This is a genomic window from Klebsiella sp. 141203 (assembly GCF_032601985.1).
In the GTDB taxonomy this organism is placed as follows: Bacteria; Pseudomonadota; Gammaproteobacteria; order Enterobacterales; family Enterobacteriaceae; genus Klebsiella; species Klebsiella aerogenes.
Map to the genome: position 1 here is coordinate 178,519 of NZ_JAQIRL010000002.1, position 19,375 is coordinate 197,893.

At 58.4% G+C, this 19,375-nt stretch carries 16 protein-coding genes and 2 pseudogenes; 13 read left to right on the forward strand and 5 right to left on the reverse strand.

Annotation, left to right across the window (positions count from 1 at the left end; genetic code table 11):
* Positions 1–107 precede the first annotated feature (107 nt).
* Positions 108–1,349 carry an enterobactin transporter EntS gene (entS, locus tag PGR29_RS08490; protein ID WP_316424401.1) on the forward strand — a complete coding sequence of 414 codons (1,242 nt, stop codon included), beginning with the start codon at positions 108–110 and terminating at the stop codon, positions 1,347–1,349.
* Positions 1,350–1,417: 68 nt separating this feature from the next.
* Here entS and PGR29_RS08495 read toward each other — a convergent pair whose 3' ends face one another.
* Positions 1,418–3,541, reverse strand: coding sequence for a glycosyl hydrolase family 18 protein (locus PGR29_RS08495; protein ID WP_316424402.1), 2,124 nt, complete (start codon positions 3,539–3,541; stop codon positions 1,418–1,420).
* A 229-nt stretch (positions 3,542–3,770) separates the two neighbouring features.
* Positions 3,771–4,730, reverse strand: a complete 960-nt coding sequence (gene fepB / locus PGR29_RS08500) for a Fe2+-enterobactin ABC transporter substrate-binding protein (RefSeq protein WP_308957891.1) — start codon at positions 4,728–4,730, stop codon at positions 3,771–3,773.
* 187 nt (positions 4,731–4,917) lie between these two features.
* Between fepB and entC the strand changes: the two genes are divergently transcribed.
* From entC to PGR29_RS08535, 7 genes are all read left to right on the forward strand, one after another.
* The gene (entC, locus tag PGR29_RS08505) at positions 4,918–6,093 is read left to right on the forward strand and encodes an isochorismate synthase EntC (RefSeq protein ID WP_045361975.1); all 1,176 of its coding nucleotides are present in this window, start codon (positions 4,918–4,920) and stop codon (positions 6,091–6,093) included.
* A 9-nt stretch (positions 6,094–6,102) separates the two neighbouring features.
* The gene (gene entE, locus PGR29_RS08510; RefSeq protein ID WP_113373834.1) at positions 6,103–7,710 is read left to right on the forward strand and encodes a (2,3-dihydroxybenzoyl)adenylate synthase EntE; all 1,608 of its coding nucleotides are present in this window, start codon (positions 6,103–6,105) and stop codon (positions 7,708–7,710) included.
* A gap of 13 nt (positions 7,711–7,723) precedes the next feature.
* Complete coding sequence (entB, locus tag PGR29_RS08515; RefSeq protein WP_015367768.1) at positions 7,724–8,575, forward strand: enterobactin biosynthesis bifunctional isochorismatase/aryl carrier protein EntB; 852 nt, start codon at positions 7,724–7,726, stop codon at positions 8,573–8,575.
* Entirely contained in the window at positions 8,575–9,330 is a 756-nt protein-coding gene (gene entA, locus PGR29_RS08520) for a 2,3-dihydro-2,3-dihydroxybenzoate dehydrogenase EntA (RefSeq protein WP_316424404.1), read from the forward strand. Before entB ends, entA begins: the two co-directional genes overlap by 1 nt.
* A complete protein-coding gene (entH, locus tag PGR29_RS08525; protein WP_316424405.1) occupies positions 9,331–9,744 on the forward strand; it encodes a proofreading thioesterase EntH in 414 nt (137 codons plus the stop codon).
* Between the two features lie 297 nt (positions 9,745–10,041).
* Positions 10,042–12,147 (forward strand): pyruvate/proton symporter CstA, encoded by a 2,106-nt coding sequence (cstA, locus tag PGR29_RS08530; RefSeq protein ID WP_316424406.1) that lies wholly within the window; start codon positions 10,042–10,044, stop codon positions 12,145–12,147.
* 79 nt (positions 12,148–12,226) lie between these two features.
* The gene (locus PGR29_RS08535) at positions 12,227–12,424 is read left to right on the forward strand and encodes a YbdD/YjiX family protein (protein ID WP_002893903.1); all 198 of its coding nucleotides are present in this window, start codon (positions 12,227–12,229) and stop codon (positions 12,422–12,424) included.
* Here the strand turns inward: PGR29_RS08535 and PGR29_RS08540 are convergent.
* Both PGR29_RS08540 and PGR29_RS24920 read right to left on the reverse strand, forming a co-directional pair.
* A pseudogene (locus PGR29_RS08540) lies at positions 12,421–12,546 on the reverse strand (helix-turn-helix domain-containing protein); the annotation flags it as partial. The gene PGR29_RS08535 and the pseudogene PGR29_RS08540 sit on opposite strands and share 4 nt — an antisense overlap.
* Positions 12,516–12,626: pseudogene (locus PGR29_RS24920) on the reverse strand (hypothetical protein); the annotation flags it as partial. The pseudogenes PGR29_RS08540 and PGR29_RS24920, both read right to left, overlap by 31 nt.
* 197 nt (positions 12,627–12,823) lie before the next feature.
* Between PGR29_RS24920 and PGR29_RS08550 the strand changes: the two are divergent.
* The 3 genes from PGR29_RS08550 to PGR29_RS08560 are packed head-to-tail and all read left to right on the forward strand — an operon-like array spanning position 12,824 to position 16,406.
* On the forward strand, positions 12,824–14,326 hold the full coding sequence (locus tag PGR29_RS08550) for a sugar ABC transporter ATP-binding protein (protein WP_316424407.1): 1,503 nt from the start codon (positions 12,824–12,826) through the stop codon (positions 14,324–14,326).
* The gene (locus PGR29_RS08555; RefSeq protein ID WP_316424408.1) at positions 14,323–15,321 is read left to right on the forward strand and encodes an ABC transporter permease; all 999 of its coding nucleotides are present in this window, start codon (positions 14,323–14,325) and stop codon (positions 15,319–15,321) included. Before PGR29_RS08550 ends, PGR29_RS08555 begins: the two co-directional genes overlap by 4 nt.
* Before the next feature lie 20 nt (positions 15,322–15,341).
* The gene (locus tag PGR29_RS08560; RefSeq protein WP_213794472.1) at positions 15,342–16,406 is read left to right on the forward strand and encodes a sugar ABC transporter substrate-binding protein; all 1,065 of its coding nucleotides are present in this window, start codon (positions 15,342–15,344) and stop codon (positions 16,404–16,406) included.
* An 8-nt stretch (positions 16,407–16,414) separates the two neighbouring features.
* Here the strand turns inward: PGR29_RS08560 and mtnK are convergent, their stop codons facing one another.
* Positions 16,415–17,614: an S-methyl-5-thioribose kinase gene (gene mtnK / locus PGR29_RS08565; protein WP_213317381.1), complete on the reverse strand. Its 1,200-nt coding sequence runs from the start codon at positions 17,612–17,614 to the stop codon at positions 16,415–16,417.
* A 104-nt stretch (positions 17,615–17,718) separates the two neighbouring features.
* Here mtnK and mtnA point away from each other — a divergent pair, with 104 nt between their 5' ends.
* Both mtnA and PGR29_RS08575 read left to right on the forward strand, forming a co-directional pair.
* A complete protein-coding gene (mtnA, locus tag PGR29_RS08570; RefSeq protein ID WP_316424409.1) occupies positions 17,719–18,744 on the forward strand; it encodes an S-methyl-5-thioribose-1-phosphate isomerase in 1,026 nt (341 codons plus the stop codon).
* Positions 18,745–18,769: 25 nt separating this feature from the next.
* On the forward strand, positions 18,770–19,375 hold the full coding sequence (locus PGR29_RS08575; RefSeq protein WP_087860255.1) for a methylthioribulose 1-phosphate dehydratase: 606 nt from the start codon (positions 18,770–18,772) through the stop codon (positions 19,373–19,375).

The following is a 19,375-nucleotide window of genomic DNA, read 5'->3' on the forward strand; positions in this document are numbered from 1 at the left end:
AAATCCCTGACATGATAATGATAGTAGTTATCGTTATCGATTTTATTCAGGTATGTTATCATGAGAAACCATAAAAATGGTATGAAAAATAACGACAAGGCCCTTGCATGAACCGACCTTCCCGGCTGCTTGATGTCAGCCTCCTGCGCACCCATCCGGCGTTCCGCGCCGTCTTTATCGCTCGCTTTATCTCGATCCTGTCGCTTGGCCTGCTAGGCGTGGCGATCCCGGTACAAATCCAGATGATGACCCATTCGACCTGGCAGGTGGGCCTCTCAGTGATGTTGACCGGCTGTTCAATGTTCATTGGGCTGATGGTCGGCGGCGTGTTGGCCGACCGTTATGAACGCAAACGCCTGATCCTGCTGGCGCGTGGCACCTGCGGCGTTGGCTTCGTCGGCCTGTGCCTGAACGCCATGCTGCCGGAACCCTCGCTGGCGGTAATTTACCTGCTGGGGATCTGGGATGGCTTCTTCGCCTCTTTAGGCGTAACCGCGCTATTGGCGGCAACGCCGGCGTTAGTCGGCCGCGAAAATCTGATGCAGGCAGGGGCGATCACCATGTTGACCGTGCGTCTCGGTTCGGTGATCTCGCCGATGATTGGCGGACTATTGCTGGCGACCGGCGGTGTTGCCTGGAATTATGGCCTGGCGGCGGCAGGGACGTTCATTACCACCCTGACGCTGCTACGCCTGCCGCTGCTGCCGCCACCGCCGCAGCCGCGCGAGCATCCGCTGAAATCGTTACTGGCGGGGCTAAAATTTCTCTTTAATAGCCCGCTTATTGGCGGTATTGCGCTGCTCGGCGGCCTGTTGACGATGGCCAGCGCGGTGCGGGTGCTTTATCCGGCGCTGGCGGAAGGCTGGCAGATGTCAAATTCGCAAATTGGCCTGTTGTACGCCGCCATCCCGCTTGGCGCGGCGCTGGGAGCGTTAACCAGCGGGCAACTGGCGCATACCGCCAGGCCGGGAGCGTTGATGCTGATGACAACGGTAGGGTCATTTGTGGCGATCGCTTTATTCAGCGTGATGCCGTTCTGGGCGCTGGGCGCGCTCTGTCTGGCGCTGTTTGGTTGGCTGAGCGCGATAAGCTCGCTGCTACAGTACACGCTTATCCAGACGCAAACGCCGGAGAATATGCTGGGGCGCATTAATGGCCTGTGGACCGCGCAGAACGTCACCGGCGATGCCATTGGCGCGGCGTTGCTTGGCGGATTAGGGGCGGTGATGACCCCGGTGGCTTCCGCCAGCGCCAGCGGCTGGGCGCTGGTAATTGTTGGCGTATTACTGGTTGGCTTATTACGCGAGCTACGTCGTTTTCAGCGTCCGGAAATGGTCAGCGAAAGTTAAGCGCAACAATAGCGAAAGGCCCCGGATTGCTCCGGGGCCTGGTGACATTTATCGGTACATATTAATGCTTAGTACGCGCCGAGATCTTTCCAGACGTCGAACTGGCCGCAGTACAGGTCAGGCTGGTTGCCCTGAGACCACCATTTCACCTGATAGTTATGGCCTTTCCAGCTCACGGTTTCAAAGGTACCCCAGCTGCCGCCATAAACGGTTTTAGCATCCCACAGCGGGTAAGGCGTAGCGTCGTCGGACGGCGCGACTTCATCATCCTTTGCCGGCGCGTCATCGGTATCTTTTCCTTCATCGGCGGGTTGATCCGCAGGCTCATCGGCCGGCTCATCAGCGCTTGGTTCACCCTGGGAAGCGACGACCACCGACAGAATAAAGCGCTGCTGGGTTGACGGTTCGCCCCAGGTGTCGCGAACGAACAGGGTAAAGGTAAACTCGGTATCCGCGGTGACGACCGGGACATCGAACTCAATAACCGCGGCGGTTTTATCCACAACATCAATCGCTGCCGGCACGCCCCAGCTGTAGCTCAGCTCGTCGCTATCTTCATCAGACGACTTTTCCCCGGACAGACGAACGCGGGAGCCGCCTACGACCATCATCTCAATCGCCGCCTCTGGCGCATGGTTTACCGTCGGTTCAGTCTGGTCTGTATCTTCTTCCTCTTGTTCATCAGCTGGCGCAACGTTGATGCCTTCGAAATAGAACGGGTCCATATCGATAACTTCAGAAGCGATTTCATATCCCAGACCTTCACGGGCGGCGTTAACCAGCACGCCGTTGTCCTGGTCGATAGTCCAGGTGAACATGCCGCCGAGGCCCAGCTTCGCCGCGTATTCGCCTTTGGCTTTCACGGTGCGCGGCGTATCCAGCGACATAAACAGTTTGGATTCCGGGTTGTAGAGGTAGTCAGCGTCAGCTACCTGGTCGGTATAAACGTTAAAGCCGTTACGCCCTTTCTGGTTTTCCAGGTCCAGGTAGTTATAAATGACGTCATACCATTCGGTGGTACCCGATTCAAAGGTACCGACGGTGGTGCCGTTACCCGGGTTATAGGTACCTTTCAGCGGAGACAGCGACTCCAGCTCGGCGTTGCGGCCGTTACGGGTATAACTGGCGTAACCGATGTTGATACGTTCAGCGGGGAAACCTTCCGCCAGCAGATGTTCAACGATGGTGTTAACCGCCCAGCCGCCTTGTTCAATGGCGTTCAGGTTGCTGTGGTGAGCAATGCTTTCGGCCCACGGGGTGCCGAAGAAGTCATAGGTCATCAGGTTGATGCCGTACAGACCGGCGCTGAGCAGCGCTTTGACGTTAGAATAATCGAAAGTCTTCACCACCGCCGAACTGGCGATAGAGATTTTGACATCGCTCAGGCCGGCGGAATCCAGCTGCTTACGCAGTTCGGCAATCAGCAGGGCGTAGTTATCGCCATCTTCCGGGCCATAAGGGTTACCGGCGCCTTCAGCGTTCGGGTACTCCCAGTCGATATCCACTTCGCTGAACATCGGGAACTGTTTGAACAGCTTCACCACGCCTTTAGAGAAGGTTTTACGTGCGGAATCAGACGCTGCGGTTTCATGGAAGCCGTTACTCATGGTCCAGCCGCCGATGCTCATGGACAGCACCAGGTTGTGGCCCTGCTGTTTGGCTTTTGCCTGCAGGTCGCGCAGGCCGCCGAGCAGGCCTTTGGTGTTCGTCTGGGTTACGGTTTTCGGATCGACATCCCAGCCGCTGACGCTGTGGCCAACGTTAATGTAGGACTGGAAGTCGCCCCACGGGTCGAGGAAGGTCGGTTCATATTTGACTTTGCCGCACTTCTCAGCCCCGTCGGCCACCACATCGTGATACAGACCATCCACTTTATGGAAGCCGGTCACGCCGACGAAGCCAACGATAATTTTATCGTAAGCGGTAGGGGAGACGTTGGTCAGATCATAGCCGCGGCCGCGGTTATCTTTCGCATCGCCGCCCTGCAGGCGACCATCATACTGAGACCAGTCGGTGTAGTAACCGAATACCTTTGGTTTGGTGGTTGCGCTTTTGTATTTGTTATAGACCGGTTTGGCGACGCGGTCTGACGTGTAGCTGTAGTTGCTGACTTCAGTTGCCGGGTTAAAACCATCTGCGGCGTTGCTGGTTTCGGTCAGGGTATCGCCCTTGATCAATTTGCTAGTGGTCACGGTAAGTTCCTTCTGAGTTGAATGTCCACCTCAAGTGGTGTGGGGCAGATATTCGGGGAAGGCGGCGACGATGGCTAATCACAAAACAACACCTCAAATGATGATGTTTCGCATGAGGAATGGATGAGATATCAAAGGGAAAAAGGAGTAAAAAGTCTTTTGTAACAGATAGATGATGTGTTTGATGATATGAAATGAGATCCCGGCGCCAGGCGCCGGGAAGGGAGACTCAGGCAAAGAGCGCGGATAAACGCTGCAGGACCAGCATGGCGCTGTAGTAGTCAAGACGGAAGGTTTCGGTACCCAGCGGATAAACGCGCTTCGCGGCAACCGACGGCAGGTGCGCCAGCAGCGGGTTAGCGTAAATGGCCTCAGCGTCTTTCTGGTCGCCGGCGAACAGGAACAGGCTTTCGCCGTTGATACCCGCCGCCAGATTCTCGCCGCCCAACTGCACGATGTCGTGACGCTTACCCTGGCTCTGGCTGGCGTGAAGGCCGGCCGGCAGCGCCGCCAGCTTAAAGCCTAACTGTTCCAGCATCTGACCCTGCGCTGATTCCGGCGTCCAGATATTGGCGCTATGCGCCGCGGCGGTATAAACCAGCGCGGTGACCGGCTGCGGCGGCAACTTCAGTTTCTCTTTTAACGAAACGAGCTGTTTATTGAACTCGGCAATGCGCGCGTCCGCCTGCTTTTCGTGACCGGTGATATGCCCTAATTGGGTAAGCAGCGTCTGCCAGCTTTTATCGTCGTAGTTGATGACAAGCGTCGGCGCGATAGTCGAAAGCTGGTCGTACAGGGCGAGAGCGGAATCGCCGCCGGTGGCGCTAATCAGGATCAGATCCGGCATCTGCGCCGCCACCGCTTCGGCACTGGGTTCGCCAATATACAGTCGCGCCAGTTTGCGCTTTTTCGCGACATCGCCCCACTGGCGCAGAAAGCCCTGCGCGTCGGCCACGCGGTTATTCGGCGTGGTTGCGCCGCTGGCCACCACCGGCGCATCAATAGCCAGCAGCGAGCCGGTGAGGGTAACGCTGGTTGAGACTATGCGCAGCGGCTGGCTTTCCAGCGTATGGGTGCCGCGGCTATCGGCGATCTGACGCGGCCAGTCCGCCGCCAGCGCTGAGGTAATTCCTAAAAGGCACAGCCCGCTGGCGAGTAAAGTACGACGGCAAAAAGTGGCAAAATTCACGAATTCGCATCCTGAGTCAGTTGTAGTAAATACGTCTCATTTTCAACATTGTGTTGCCTGGATGCAAGTTTAAGTCGCATAACCTGCTGTTTGTGCGGTTGACAAGGAGAGCAATACCTTTTAGGTTAGCCAACAAAAATATAAATGATAATTATTCTTAATATCTTTATCGTTTTTGGAGGATGATATGGAAACGTCACTGGCTGAGGATGTACAGGAAAAAACGCAGACCCTGTCGCCGCAAAGCTTCTTCTTTATGTCGCCGTACCGCAGCTTCAGCACCACCGGCTGTTTTAGCCGTTTTTCCCAACCTGCCGTCGGCGGTGATTCGCTGAACGGCGAGTTCCAGCAGAAAATGGCGGCCGCTTTTGCCGAAGCCCGCGCGGCGGGGATCCGCAAGCCGGTAATGGTCGGGGCGATTCCGTTCGACACCAATCAGCCTTCCGAGCTCTATATCCCCGAACGCTGGGAAACCTTCTCCCGTACCGACAAACAGCAGTCCGCGCGTTACGCGGCGCCGCTCAAGGCGATGGATGTTGTCGATCGTCAGGAGATCCCGGAACAGGACGAGTTTTTGGCGATGGTGGAACGTGCCGCCGCGCTGACGGCGACTCCGGAAGTCGACAAAGTGGTGCTCTCAAGGCTGATTGATATCACTACCCGCGACCGAGTCGATAGCGGCGCGCTGCTGGAGCGGCTGATTGCCCAGAACCCGGCGAGCTTTAATTTCCATGTCCCGCTGTCAGACGGCGGGGTACTGCTGGGCGCCAGCCCGGAACTCCTGCTGCGCAAAGAAGGGCTGCATTTCAGTTCGCTGCCGCTGGCCGGCTCTGCCCGCCGCCAGCCTGACGACGTGCTGGACCGCGAAGCAGGCAATAAATTGCTGGCCTCCGGTAAAGATCGCCATGAGCACGAGCTGGTGACCCAGGCGATGAAGAGCGTGCTTGGCCCGCGCAGTAGCCAGCTGTCGCTGCCGGAATCACCGCAGTTGATTACCACGCCAACCTTATGGCACCTGGCGACGCCGATCGAAGGTACGGCGCTGGCGGAAGAAAACGCCATGTCGCTGGCCTGCCTGCTGCACCCGACCCCGGCGCTGAGCGGTTTCCCGCACCAGGTGGCGAAGCGCCTGATTGCCGAGCTCGAACCGTTCGATCGCCAGCTGTTTGGCGGCATTGTCGGCTGGTGCGATGACGAAGGCAACGGCGAATGGGTAGTGACCATCCGCTGCGCGCGCCTACATCAACGCTCGCTGCGCCTGTTTGCCGGCGCGGGGATCGTCCCGGCCTCCTCGCCGCTGGGCGAATGGCGCGAAACCGGCGTCAAACTCACCACCATGCTTAACGTATTTGGCTTGAATTAAGAGGCAAGGATGATTGCATTTACCCGTTGGCCGGAAGAGTTTGCGGCCCGCTATCGTCAAAAAGGCTACTGGCAGGATCTGCCGTTAACCAATCTGATTACTCGTCATGCGGAAAATGACGCCGTGGCGATTATCGACGGCGAGCGGCAAATTAGCTTCCGCCAGTTTAACCTGCTGGTGGATAACCTCGCGTCTTCCCTGCAGCATCAGGGACTTAAGCGCGGAGAAACCGCGCTGGTGCAGCTTGGTAACGTCGCCGAGTTCTACATTACCTTCTTTGCGCTGCTGCGCATCGGCGTCGCTCCGGTTAACGCCTTGTTTAGCCACCAGCGTAGCGAACTCAACGCCTACGCCGCGCAGATTAAACCCTCGCTGCTGATTGCCGACCGCGAACACGCGCTGTTTGCGGACGATAGCTTCCTTAATGGTTTTATCGCTGAGCATCCTTCACTGCGCGTCGCGCTGCTGCGTAACGATGGCGGCGAGCGCGACCTGGCGACGGAAATTAACCGTACGGCGGATAACTTCGTCGCCAATCCGACCCCGGCTGACGAAGTGGCTTTTTTCCAGCTCTCCGGCGGCAGCACCGGGACGCCGAAGCTTATCCCGCGTACCCATAACGATTACGATTACAGTATCCGCCGCAGCAACGAGATCTGCGGTATTAACGCCGATACGCGCTATCTCAACGCGCTGCCGGCGGCGCACAACTATGCGATGAGCTCGCCGGGCTCACTGGGCGTCTTCCTCGCCGGCGGCCGGGTGATCCTCGCCGCCGACCCGAGCGCCACGCTCTGTTTCCCGTTGATTGAAAAACATCAGATTAACGTCGCGTCGCTGGTGCCGCCGGCGGTCAGCCTGTGGTTGCAGGCTATTCATGAATGGGGCAGCAACGCGCAACTGCAATCGCTGCAGTTACTGCAGGTTGGCGGAGCGCGCCTGTCCGCGACGCTCGCCGCGCGCATTCCGGCGGAAATCGGCTGCCAGCTGCAGCAGGTGTTCGGCATGGCGGAGGGGCTGGTTAACTACACCCGCCTAAACGATAGCCCGCAGCGGATTATCAATACCCAGGGTTGCCCGATGTGCCCTGACGACGAAGTGTGGGTGGCGGATGCCGACGGCAACCCGCTGCCGCGCGGCGAAGTGGGCCGTCTGATGACCCGCGGGCCTTATACCTTCCGCGGCTACTACAACAGTCCGCAGCATAACGCAGAAGCCTTTGATGCCGATGGATTTTACTGCTCCGGCGATCTGATTTCGATCGATGAAGATGGCTATATCACCGTCCAGGGGCGGGAAAAAGATCAGATCAATCGCGGCGGCGAGAAGATCGCCGCTGAAGAGATAGAAAACCTGCTGCTGCGCCATGAGGCGGTGATCCACGCCGCGCTGGTCAGCATTGAGGACAATCTGCTGGGCGAGAAGAGCTGCGCTTATCTGGTGGTGACATCGCCGCTGCGCGCCGTCGCGGTGCGCCGCTTCCTGCGCGAGCAGGGCGTGGCTGAATTTAAATTGCCGGATCGCGTGGAGTGCGTTGCCGCGCTGCCGCTGACGCCGGTGGGCAAAGTCGATAAAAAACAATTACGTCAGTGGCTGGCCGAAGGCAAGCTGGGCTGAAGGAGAACAGAAAATGGCAATCCCTAAATTACAGGCTTATGCGCTGCCGGAAGCCAGCGATATTCCGGCGAACAAAGTTAACTGGGCCTTTGAGCCGTCGCGCGCCGCGCTGCTGATCCACGACATGCAGGAGTATTTCCTCAATTTCTGGGGCGAAAACAGCGCGATGATGGAAAAAGTGGTGGCCAATATCGCCGCCCTGCGCGACTTCTGCAAACAAAACGGTATTCCGGTGTACTACACCGCCCAGCCGAAAGAGCAGAGCGATGAAGACCGCGCCCTGCTGAATGATATGTGGGGGCCGGGGTTGACTCGCTCGCCGGAACAGCAACAGGTGATTGCCGCGCTGGCGCCGGATGAACAGGATACGGTGTTGGTGAAATGGCGCTACAGCGCGTTTCATCGCTCGCCGCTTGAAGAAATGCTGAAAGAGACCGGCCGCGACCAGCTGATCATCACCGGCGTTTACGCCCATATCGGCTGCATGACTACCGCCACCGACGCTTTTATGCGCGATATCAAACCGTTCTTTGTCGCCGATGCGCTGGCGGACTTCAGCCGCGAAGAGCATTTGATGGCGCTGAAATACGTCGCCGGCCGTTCCGGACGGGTGGTGATGACCGAAGAACTGCTGCCGCTGCCAGCCTCCAAAGCGGCCCTGCGCGCACTAATTCTGCCGCTGCTCGACGAATCCGACGAACCGCTGGATGATGAAAACCTGATCGACTACGGGCTGGATTCGGTGCGTATGATGGCGCTGGCCGCCCGCTGGCGCAAAGTGCACGGCGATATCGACTTCGTGATGCTGGCGAAAAACCCGACCATCGACGCCTGGTGGGCTCTTCTTTCCCGCGAGGTGAAATAATGGCGGCTCTGGATTTTCACGGCCAGACCGTGTGGGTGACCGGCGCAGGTAAAGGCATTGGCTATGCCACCGCGCTGGCTTTCGTCGAGGCCGGGGCCAACGTCACCGGTTTCGACCTTGCCTTTGACGGCGAAAGCTACCCGTTTGCCACCGAAATGCTCGACGTCGCCGATGCCGACCAGGTACGCGACGTTTGCGCGCGTCTGCTCAACGATATCGAACGACTGGACGTGCTGGTGAATGCGGCCGGGATCCTGCGCATGGGGGAGACCGATCAATTGAGCGCGGAGGACTGGCAGCAGACCTTCGCGGTGAACGTCGGCGGCGCGTTTAATCTGTTTCAGCAGACGATGGCGCAGTTCCGCCGTCAGCAGGGCGGGGCGATCGTCACCGTCGCCTCCGATGCCGCGCATACGCCGCGTATCGGCATGAGCGCCTATGGCGCCTCGAAAGCGGCGCTGAAAAGCCTGGCGTTGACCGTCGGGCTTGAGCTGGCAGGCAGCGGCGTGCGTTGTAATCTGGTATCGCCGGGCTCCACCGACACCGATATGCAACGTACCCTGTGGGTCAATGAAGATGCTGAACAGCAGCGGATCCGCGGATTTGGCGAGCAGTTTAAGCTTGGGATCCCGCTGGGCAAAATCGCCCGTCCGCAGGAGATCGCCAATACCATTTTGTTCCTCGCCTCTTCTCACGCCAGCCATATCACGCTGCAGGATATTGTGGTCGATGGCGGCTCGACTCTGGGGGCGTAGATGGCCTGGAAACGAGAGCTCACGCTTGCGGCGCTGAACGCCAGCAGCGAAAACACCATGGTGGCGCATCTTGGCATCGTCTACACCCGGCTGGAAGAGGGGCTACTGGAGGCGGAGATGCCGGTGGATGCGCGCACGCATCAGCCGTTTGGCCTGCTGCACGGCGGCGCTTCCGCGGCGCTGGCGGAGACGCTGGGCTCGATGGCCGGTTGGCTGATGACGGAGGATGGGCAGTGCGTGGTGGGCACCGAGCTTAACGCTACCCACCATCGTCCGGTCTCCAGCGGTAAAGTGCGCGGTGAATGCCGACCGCTGCACCTTGGCCGCCAGAGTCAGAGCTGGGAAATTGTAGTGTATGACGATAAAGGGCGGCGCTGCTGCACCTGTCGTCTGGGTACCGCGGTGCTTGGCTAAGACGCCGCTATTTCCCCGGCTTGCGCTGCGCTGAGCCGGGCTACCAAATCGCACAGCGCTGTAGCCCCGGTAAGCGGTAGCGCCACCGGGGGTTTTGAGGCCGCCACCCGACAAAAAAACGGCACCGTTCACGGCAATCCTTTCATTAATTTTCCTGTCTTAAGTGATCCCGCTAGCAATGTGAGACAAATCTCCGCCGCGGCATGGCATCTGCGCTGTTTCGAAGTTGTTAAATTCTGCGTTGTGTTCTAGAAACAAACTGTAACATCCTGATTACCCTACCGGTGGACCACAACAATGAATAATTCAGGGAAATACCTTATCTGGACACTGCTCTCCGTAATCGGAGCCTTTGCCCTCGGCTATATCGCCTTAAACCGGGGTGAGCAGATAAACGCGCTGTGGATTGTCGTCGCGGCGGTCTGCGTTTATCTGATCGCGTATCGTTTCTACGGCCTGTATATCGCCAAAACCGTCCTCGGCGTTGACCCAACGCGGATGACGCCGGCGGTACGACATAACGACGGTCTCGATTATGTTCCGACCGACAAAAAAGTGCTGTTCGGTCACCATTTTGCCGCGATTGCCGGCGCAGGGCCGCTGGTTGGCCCGGTGCTTGCCGCGCAGATGGGCTACCTGCCGGGGATGATCTGGATCCTCGCCGGCGTGGTGCTGGCCGGCGCCGTGCAGGACTTTATGGTGCTGTTTGTTTCGACCCGCCGCGATGGCCGTTCGCTTGGCGAACTGGTTAAAGAGGAGATGGGGCCGACCGCTGGCGTACTGGCGCTGGTGGCCTGTTTTATGATCATGGTGATCATCCTCGCGGTACTGGCGATGATCGTGGTGAAAGCATTGACCCACAGCCCATGGGGGACATACACCGTCGCCTTTACCATCCCGCTGGCGATCTTTATGGGCATCTATATTCGCTACCTGCGCCCGGGGCGCATCGGCGAGGTGTCGGTGATAGGCCTGGTGATGCTGGTGTTCGCGATTATTTCCGGCGGCTGGGTGGCGGAAAGCCCGACCTGGGCGCCGTGGTTTGATTATACCGGCGTACAGCTGACGTGGATTCTGGTGGGTTACGGCTTTGTTGCCGCGGTACTGCCGGTCTGGCTACTGCTGGCGCCGCGCGACTATCTCTCCACGTTCCTGAAAATCGGCACCATCGTTGGGCTGGCGATTGGCATCCTGATTATGCGCCCGACGCTGACTATGCCGGCGCTGACGAAGTTCGTCGACGGTACCGGCCCGGTCTGGACCGGCAACCTGTTCCCGTTCCTGTTTATCACCATCGCCTGCGGCGCGGTTTCTGGTTTCCACGCGCTGATCTCCTCCGGCACCACGCCGAAGATGTTAGCCAACGAAGGCCAGGCCTGCTTTATCGGCTACGGCGGCATGTTGATGGAATCCTTCGTGGCGATTATGGCGCTGGTGGCGGCCTGTATTATCGACCCGGGCGTCTACTTCGCGATGAACAGCCCGATGGCGGTGTTGGCGCCGGCGGGGACGACTGACGTCGTGGCCTCGGCGGCGCAGGTAGTGAGCGGCTGGGGCTTTAGCATTACCCCGGATACGCTGAATCAAATAGCCCATGAGGTCGGCGAACAGTCGATTATTTCACGCGCCGGCGGCGCGCCGACGCTGGCGGTGGGGATGGCTTACATTCTGCACGGCTCGCTGGGCGGGCTGATGGATGTCTCTTTCTGGTACCACTTCGCCATTCTGTTTGAAGCGCTGTTTATCCTGACGGCGGTCGATGCCGGCACCCGCGCGGCGCGGTTCATGCTGCAGGATCTGCTGGGCGTGATTAGCCCCGGGTTGAAAAAAACCAGCTCGCTGCCGGCTAACCTGCTGGCGACCGCGCTGTGCGTCCTGGCGTGGGGCTACTTCCTGCATCAGGGGGTGGTTGACCCGCTGGGCGGCATCAATACCCTGTGGCCGCTGTTCGGTATCGCCAACCAGATGCTGGCGGGAATGGCGCTGATGCTGTGCGCGGTGGTACTGTTCAAGATGAAACGCCAGCGCTATGCGTGGGTGGCGCTGCTGCCGACAAGCTGGCTGCTGATTTGTACGCTGACTGCCGGCTGGCAGAAATCGTTTAGCCCGGATACTAAAGTCGGTTTCCTGGCCATCGCCAATAAATTCCAGGCGATGATCGACAGCGGTACCATTCCGCCGCAGTATACGGAATCGCAGCTGGCGCAGCTGGTGTTTAATAACCGTCTCGATGCCGGGCTGACTATCTTCTTTATGATTGTGGTGGTGGTTCTGGCGCTGTTCTCGATCAAAACCGCGCTGGCGGCGCTGAAAGAGGATAAACCGACGGCGAAAGAGACGCCGTATGAAGCGATGCCCGCGGATGCGCAGACCTTAACGGCGCAGGCGAAGCGCGCGCATTAACCTGTTTGGCCTACCTTTCTTCTCCTCCCTCTCCCTGTGGGAGAGGGCTGGGGTGAGGGGAATAAGCGAGAAACTCATTATGTTCGACACCCTTTCAAAAGCAGGAAAATATTTAGGCCAGGCGGCGAAGATGATGATCGGCGTGCCGGATTACGACAACTACGTCGAACACATGCGGATCACGCATCCGGACCAGACGCCGATGACCTATGAAGAATTCTTCCGCGAGCGCCAGGACGCACGCTACGGCGGTAAGGGCGGGGCGAAGTGCTGCTAGCCTTCTTTCGGTAAATAAAGGCTGATTTGCTCCTGGGTACAGCCGTAAATCGCCGCCAGTTTTTCGCGGGTTCGCTTCTGCGGATGGGAGTTCAGCGCTTCCAGCTGTGACACCGCGGACTTCCTTGATGTACTGAATAGTCATGTTCGGTATGTTCCTCATGAAGGTAGGTGGTGGTGGTTCGGCGTTTAACCGCCACTATCGATTTTAGAAAATTGCTTATCTGCCGTTTTTGACCAGACAATCTTCCTCCGTACCTCCACTGTAAGCCCGCTCATATCTGGACATCCAGATGGCTAATATTATTTGGTTTTATCTTATGCTTTTTACGCAGTTGTCAGGCATCGGCAGCTGTGAAAAATTCGTTAAATCAGAATATTAATTGCCCTGGGGAGGGTGATGAGCGTGAATCGCCTTGAGATGCATAACATTAGCCTGGCCTTTTCCGGCTTTCAGGCGCTGAGCAAGGTGAATTTTACCCTTAAGGGCGGAACGGTGCATGCGCTGACCGGCGCCAACGGCGCTGGCAAATCGACGCTGATGGCGGTGTTGTGCGGGACGCACGCCGATTACGAAGGCGAAGTCGCGATCAATAACCAGCCGGTTAGCATTCGTTCGCCGCGCGATGCAAAGCAACTGGGCATCCATCTGGTACAGCAGGAGGTGGATGTTGCGCTGGTTCCGGGGCTGAGCATTGCCGAAAACATCATGCTGGACAGGCTGGCTGAACCGGGTGCGGTTTTTCGCTGGTCGCGGGTGCGTCAGCAGGCGCGCGAAGCGCTGGCGCAGCTTGATATTGCGCTGGATGTTCGACGTTCAATCGATAGCTGTACCCTTGCCGAAAAACAGCAAATTCTGCTGGCTCGCGCACTGTCGCACCATTGCCGCTTTTTGATTCTTGATGAACCCACCGCGCCGTTGGATCAGCACGAAAGCGAACGCTTATTTGCGGTGGTTCGTCGTCTGCAGCTGCAGGGGATCGGCGTGGTCTTTATTTCGCATCGTATTCATGAACTAAAAGCGATTTGCGACACCCTGACGGTACTGCGCGATGGCCGTTTAATCGAAAGCGGCCCGATGGCGCAGCTCAGCGGCGAGCAGATCGTCGAAAAAATGCTCGGCCACGAGTTGAGCGATATTTTTCCGCCTGCGCGTCCGCCGCATGGCGAAGAGGTGCTGCTGCAGGTTGACGGTTTGCATGACGAAGCGCTGTTGCAGGATATCTCGCTACGTCTGCATAAGGGCGAAATTCTCGGTATCGCCGGCTTAGCGGGCGCGGGGAAAACTGAACTTTGCAAAGCCTTATTCGGCGCCAGTAAAAGCCGGGTGCGCTACGGCGAACTTAACGGCCAGCCGTGGCGGCCGCGCGATCCGGGCGATTCCGTCCTCCAGGGGCTGGCGCTGGTGCCGGAAGAGCGGCGCAAAGAGGGGATATTCATCGATGAGGCGATCGCCATGAATCTGGCGGTCAGCGCCGATAACAGCTTTTCGCGCTGGAGCCTGTTCGGCCATCGGCAGGCGTGGCGGTGGGCGCAGGAGGTTATTGCCCGTATCGGCGTGCGCGCCACCGGGCCGGGGCAGACGCTGCGCCGCCTCTCCGGCGGTAATCAGCAAAAAGTGGCCATCGGCAAATGGCTGCGCAGCGGTGCAAACGTGCTGATTTTCGACGAGCCGACGAAAGGGGTGGACGTGAAAGCGAAAACCGATCTGTTTCAGTTGATTGATGGCCTGGCGCGGGAAGGCCGGGGCGTGATTTACGCCTCCGGCGAATTTTCCGAGCTGGTAGGCCTGTGCGATCGCATCTGCGTGCTGTGGGATGGGCGCATTGTGGCGGAAATTCCCGGCGCCGAGGCGCGGGAGGAGACGATTCTTTATTACTCCACCGGAGGAGCGGCAGCGTGAGCAAGGCTCTGGCAGTTAACGCGACGGTATCGGGCCGTCAGCGGTTTTTCGATTTTCTCTATAAATGGGGCATGTTGCTGACCGTGGTGCTGCTGGTTGGCGTCTTTGGTTTGGCCTCGGAGAACTTTCTTGACCCGTTTAACATCATCAACATTCTGCGCTCCATCGCTATCGTGACGGTGATTGCCATTGGGGTATCGATTTCTCTTACCATCGGCGGCTTTGATCTGTCGGTGGGGTCGACGGCGTCGCTGGCGAATGCGTTAGTGATTTCGTTGTTTGTCTGGCACGGCCTGAACACCACTGAAGCCATTCTGATCACCCTCGCGCTCTGTACGCTGGTTGGGCTATTCAACGCGTTTCTGATCGTGGTGCTGCGCATTCCTGACATGCTCGCCACGCTTGCCAGCCTGTTTGTGATTCAGGGCGTGGCGATGACCTACAGCTACGGCGGCTCGATCACCGAAAATATGGTGCTGCCGAGCGGCGAGATGGCCGAAGGTACGATCCCGGCGGCGTTTGGCGCGCTGGGGCAGGTACCGACCATCGTCATTATCATGCTGGTGGTAACGCTAATCGCGCAGCTGGCGCTGTCGTTCACCACTCACGGGCGGAGGATGTACGCCATCGGCGGCAACCCGGAGGCGGCGCGACTCTCCGGCCTGCGGATCACGCGCTATAAAGTGGCGGCCTACGTGATTGCCTCGCTGTTGGCCGGGCTGGGCGGCATTCTGCTGGCATCTAGGATTGGTTCTTCCCAGGTAAACGCCGGGGGCGGTTACCTGATGGATGCGGTCGCGGCGGCGTGGATCGGCTTTTCGCTGGCGGGCTCCGGCAAGCCGAATGCGCTGGGTACATTGGTGGGTGCGGTGATCCTCGGCGTGCTTTCCAATGGCCTGGTGATGCTGTCGGTGCCCTATTACGCGATGGACATTATTAAAGGGCTGGTGCTGGCTGGCGCGCTGGCACTGACCTATTTTCAGCGCCGGACCTAACACTTTACAGGGTAAACAAAATGAAAAAGATAGCACTTTCTCTTATAGCGCTGGGCCTGCTGCAGTCGATGGCAGCGCTGGCGCAGACCCCGACGCCGGTTCCGGCGGCGATCGCTGAGCATAACGGCCCGATCCGCATCGCGGTGATTCGCAATCTCGGTTCTGACGATAACACTACCCAGTTTGTCGCCGGGGCGATTCAGGAAGGTAAAAAGCTCGGTTTTAAAGTCAGCGCCTTCCTGAGCAACGGTGATGACGCCAAATTCCAGGACTTCGTCAATCAGGCCATTAGCCAGAAATATGACGGTATTATTCTTTCCCAGGGGCGCGACCCGTACTCGACCGCGCTGGTGAAAAAGGCGGTCGATGCCGGGATCAAAGTCGCGGTGTTCGATACCGCGGTGCAGGGAGCCATCCCCGGCGTGACGGTTAGCCAGCAGGATGACGCCTCGTTGACCGAGCTCTCTTTTGGCCAACTGGTGAAAGATTTCAACGGCAAGGCCAACATTATCAAGCTGTGGGTGGCAGGCTTCCCGCCAATGGAACGCCGGCAGGCGGCCTACCAGACGCTGCTTAAACAAAATCCGGGGATTAAAGAGCTGGAGTCTATCGGCGCCGTTTCATCCGACGTGCAGGGTGACACCGCTAACAAAGTCGGCGCGATTCTGGCCAAGTATCCGAAAGGGAAAATCGACGCCATCTGGGGCACCTGGGATGCCTTTAGCCAGGGGGCCTATAAGGCGCTGAAAGAAAACGGACGCAGCGAAATCAAACTCTACAGCATCGATATTTCCAATCAGGATTTACAGCTGATGCGGGAAGCCGGTAGTTCGTGGAAGGTTAGCGTGGCGGTCGACCCGAAACTCATCGGCGCCACCAACGTGCGCTTGATTGCCAATAAGATTGCCGGAGAAAGCACCCCGGCTACCTACGATTTCAAAGCGGCGGCGATCCCGCAGGCGCTGCTGGCGGCACAGCCTGGGGCGGTCAACGTGGCGTCGCTGGGGAAAATAATCCCTGGCTGGGGGCAGACCGAAGATTTTATTGCCCCGTGGTTTGCCACCCTGGAAGCTCAACATAAATAATCACGCGTTTAGCTGTACTGACGCACGCGGGCGATAAGTTCGTCCACGCTATCGATACGTTCGGCGATGACGATCAGCGCTTTGCCGAGCGTAATTGCGTGGCGCAGGCATTCGTGGCGCATGGCCGTGTCCTGAATAGAATCGATATCGGCGACGTGTGAAAGCCCGACGCTGCGGCGTATCAGTTCGGTTCCGCAGAATCCAATAGCATCGCACCAAACCTTTTTGAGGAATACTGAGGCGTAACCGGGGCAGGCCAGCGCGGTATCGCGGGTTTTCTCCGTCGCTAACGCCTGGAAACGCTCGCTGAAGGTATGCCACAAGGTCTGAATATCGTTGAGCCGCTGTTCGCGCGCGGCGGCGGCATCGCGAATGCCGAGATGACCGGGCAAACCGCAGTAGTTAAGCAGCAAGTTGCCAATGGCGGTGCCGACGTCAAAACCGATTGGGCCGAAATAGCCAAATTCGGCATCGATGGCTTTAAGGCTATTTTCAGCGACGAAGATGGAGCCGCTATGAATATCGCCGTGCAGCAGGGCTTCGGCCTGTGAGAAAAAGCGGTGCTTCAGCGCCGCGACAGCCAGTTTAAGCTGAGCGTCCTCACGCAGGGCGGCAACATCTTCTTCCAGCTCCGCCGGGTAGTTATTGCGCTCGTGGATCTGATACGGATCGTTAAAAAACAGATCCTCGGTGATCTCGCACATTTCCGGATTGATAAATTGCGCCACCTGCGCTTTTTTCTCATGCGGATGGAGATAGAAATCGCTGGTGTGGAACAGCGTCTGCGCCAGATATTCGCCCAACTGGCGCGCCGCCTGCGGATAGTAGACGTTGCCGATAAGCTCGCCGCGCCAGATACGGTGGTCGGAAAGGTCTTCCATTACCATCACCGCCAGAGCGGGATCGAAATGAAGAATCTGTACCGTATGCTGCGGGCTGTGCTGATAGTGGGCGACCAGGGTCTGCGCTTCGAGGCGCGCGCGGTCCAGTGTCAGCGGCCAGGATTCGCCGACGCAGCGCACGTAGGGCAGCGCCTGCTTAACAATAATTCGGCTCACGCCCTGAGCATCGAAAATTTTGAACACCAGATTGAGATTGCCGTCGCCTACCTCCTGCGCCGACACCAGCTCAGACGGATCGTCGAGCCCGCCAAATTGTTGTGCGTAAGCCACCGCATCGCTGGCCGTGAAGGTATGGTATTGCGACATTGCCTCGATCCTCAAAAGTGCTGAATTAAGCCGTTCAGACGTCTATACATCTGGATTTCATCCTGACACAATGTGATACAACAACGCAACAGGGATTTAACGATATGCAGACACTACAGACCACCAGCCTGCGGGTAAGCGAAAATCAGCTTTTTATTCTCGATCAACAGGCATTGCCGCAGGAAAAACGCTGGCTGGCGGCGGATAACGTTGCGCTGCTGGTGGACCATATTCATGCTTTGCGGGTGCGCGGCGCGCCGTTGATTGGTCTCTCCGCCAGCCTGTTGCTGGCGCTGTTGGCGCAGCGCGGTTTATCCCGCGACGAGCTCGCTCAGGCGCTGGAAACCCTGCGCGCGGCGCGGCCGACGGCGGTCAATTTGATGAATAATCTCGATCGTATGAAGCAGGCGCTGGCGCAGGAAGACTATCCGCAGGCGCTGGAGACTGAAGCGCTGCGTCTGATTGCCGAAGATAAACAGCTGTGCGCCAGCATTGCCGAAGCTGGCAATGCGCTGGTCACGCCGGGTAGCCGTTTGTTGACCCACTGTAATACCGGTGGTTTGGCGACGGCGGGGGTTGGCACCGCGCTGGGGGTTATCGCTTTGGCCCATGAACAGGGCAAGGTGGCTAACGTCTGGGTCGATGAGACGCGGCCGCTGCTGCAGGGCGGCCGCCTGACCGCCTGGGAACTGGGGGAGCTGGGCGTGCCGTATCAGCTTATTACCGACTCCATGGCCGCCAGCCTGATGGCAAAGAGGCAGGTTGATGCGGTATGGGTCGGTGCGGATCGTATCGCCGCCAACGGCGACGTGGCGAATAAAATTGGGACCTATTCGCTGGCGGTGCTGGCTCACTATCATCGCATTCCTTTCTACGTGGCGGCGCCGCAAACCACTCTCGATCGCCACTGCCCGAACGGCGCGGCGATCCCGATTGAACAGCGTGCGGCGCAAGAGGTGACCGGCGTAAAAGGCAGCTTTGGCGCCGTGCAGTGGGCGCCAGAAAACGCGCCGGTTTACAACCCTGCCTTTGATGTGACGCCAGCGTCGTTAATCAGCGGTTGGGTGCTGGATAGCGGCGTGGTCACGCCACAGCAGGTGGCGGACGGTATATTTGCGCCGCTGGCGTAACGGTTAACATCGATAAGGAACGATTATGTGGCAAGAGCGACTCGCACAACTGGTGACCACCTGTCACTGGATTGGCGCGAAAGGGTGGGCGCCGGCAACCGGCGGCAATATGTCAGTACGCGAGGATGCGCGCTGGTGTTGGTTAAGCGAATCGGGGCGCGATAAGGGCAGCCTGACCCGCGACGATTTTTTGCAGGTGGACATCGCCAGCAATCGCGCGCCGTCGGGCCGTAAACCATCGGCGGAGACCGGGTTGCATACGCTGGTTTATCGTCTGTTTCCGCAAGCGAACGTCGTGCTGCACGTGCATACCGTGCACGCCACGGTGCTCTCACGTCTTGAAACCAGCGATACCCTGCAGCTGCAGGGCTATGAAATGCAAAAAACGCTGAGCGGGCAGCATAGCCATCTCGATAGCGTACCGGTGGCGATTTTTGATAACGATCAGGATATTGAGGCGCTGGCGGCGCGGATTGAAGCGTATGCCCGTAGCCATCCTTTACGTTATGGATTTTTGATCCGCGGCCACGGTTTAACCTGTTGGGGCAGGGATGTTAGCGAGGCGCGGCGTCAGCTGGAAGGGCTCGAATTTCTCTTCGAATGCGAGCTGCTGCGCCGCCGCTATGCATAA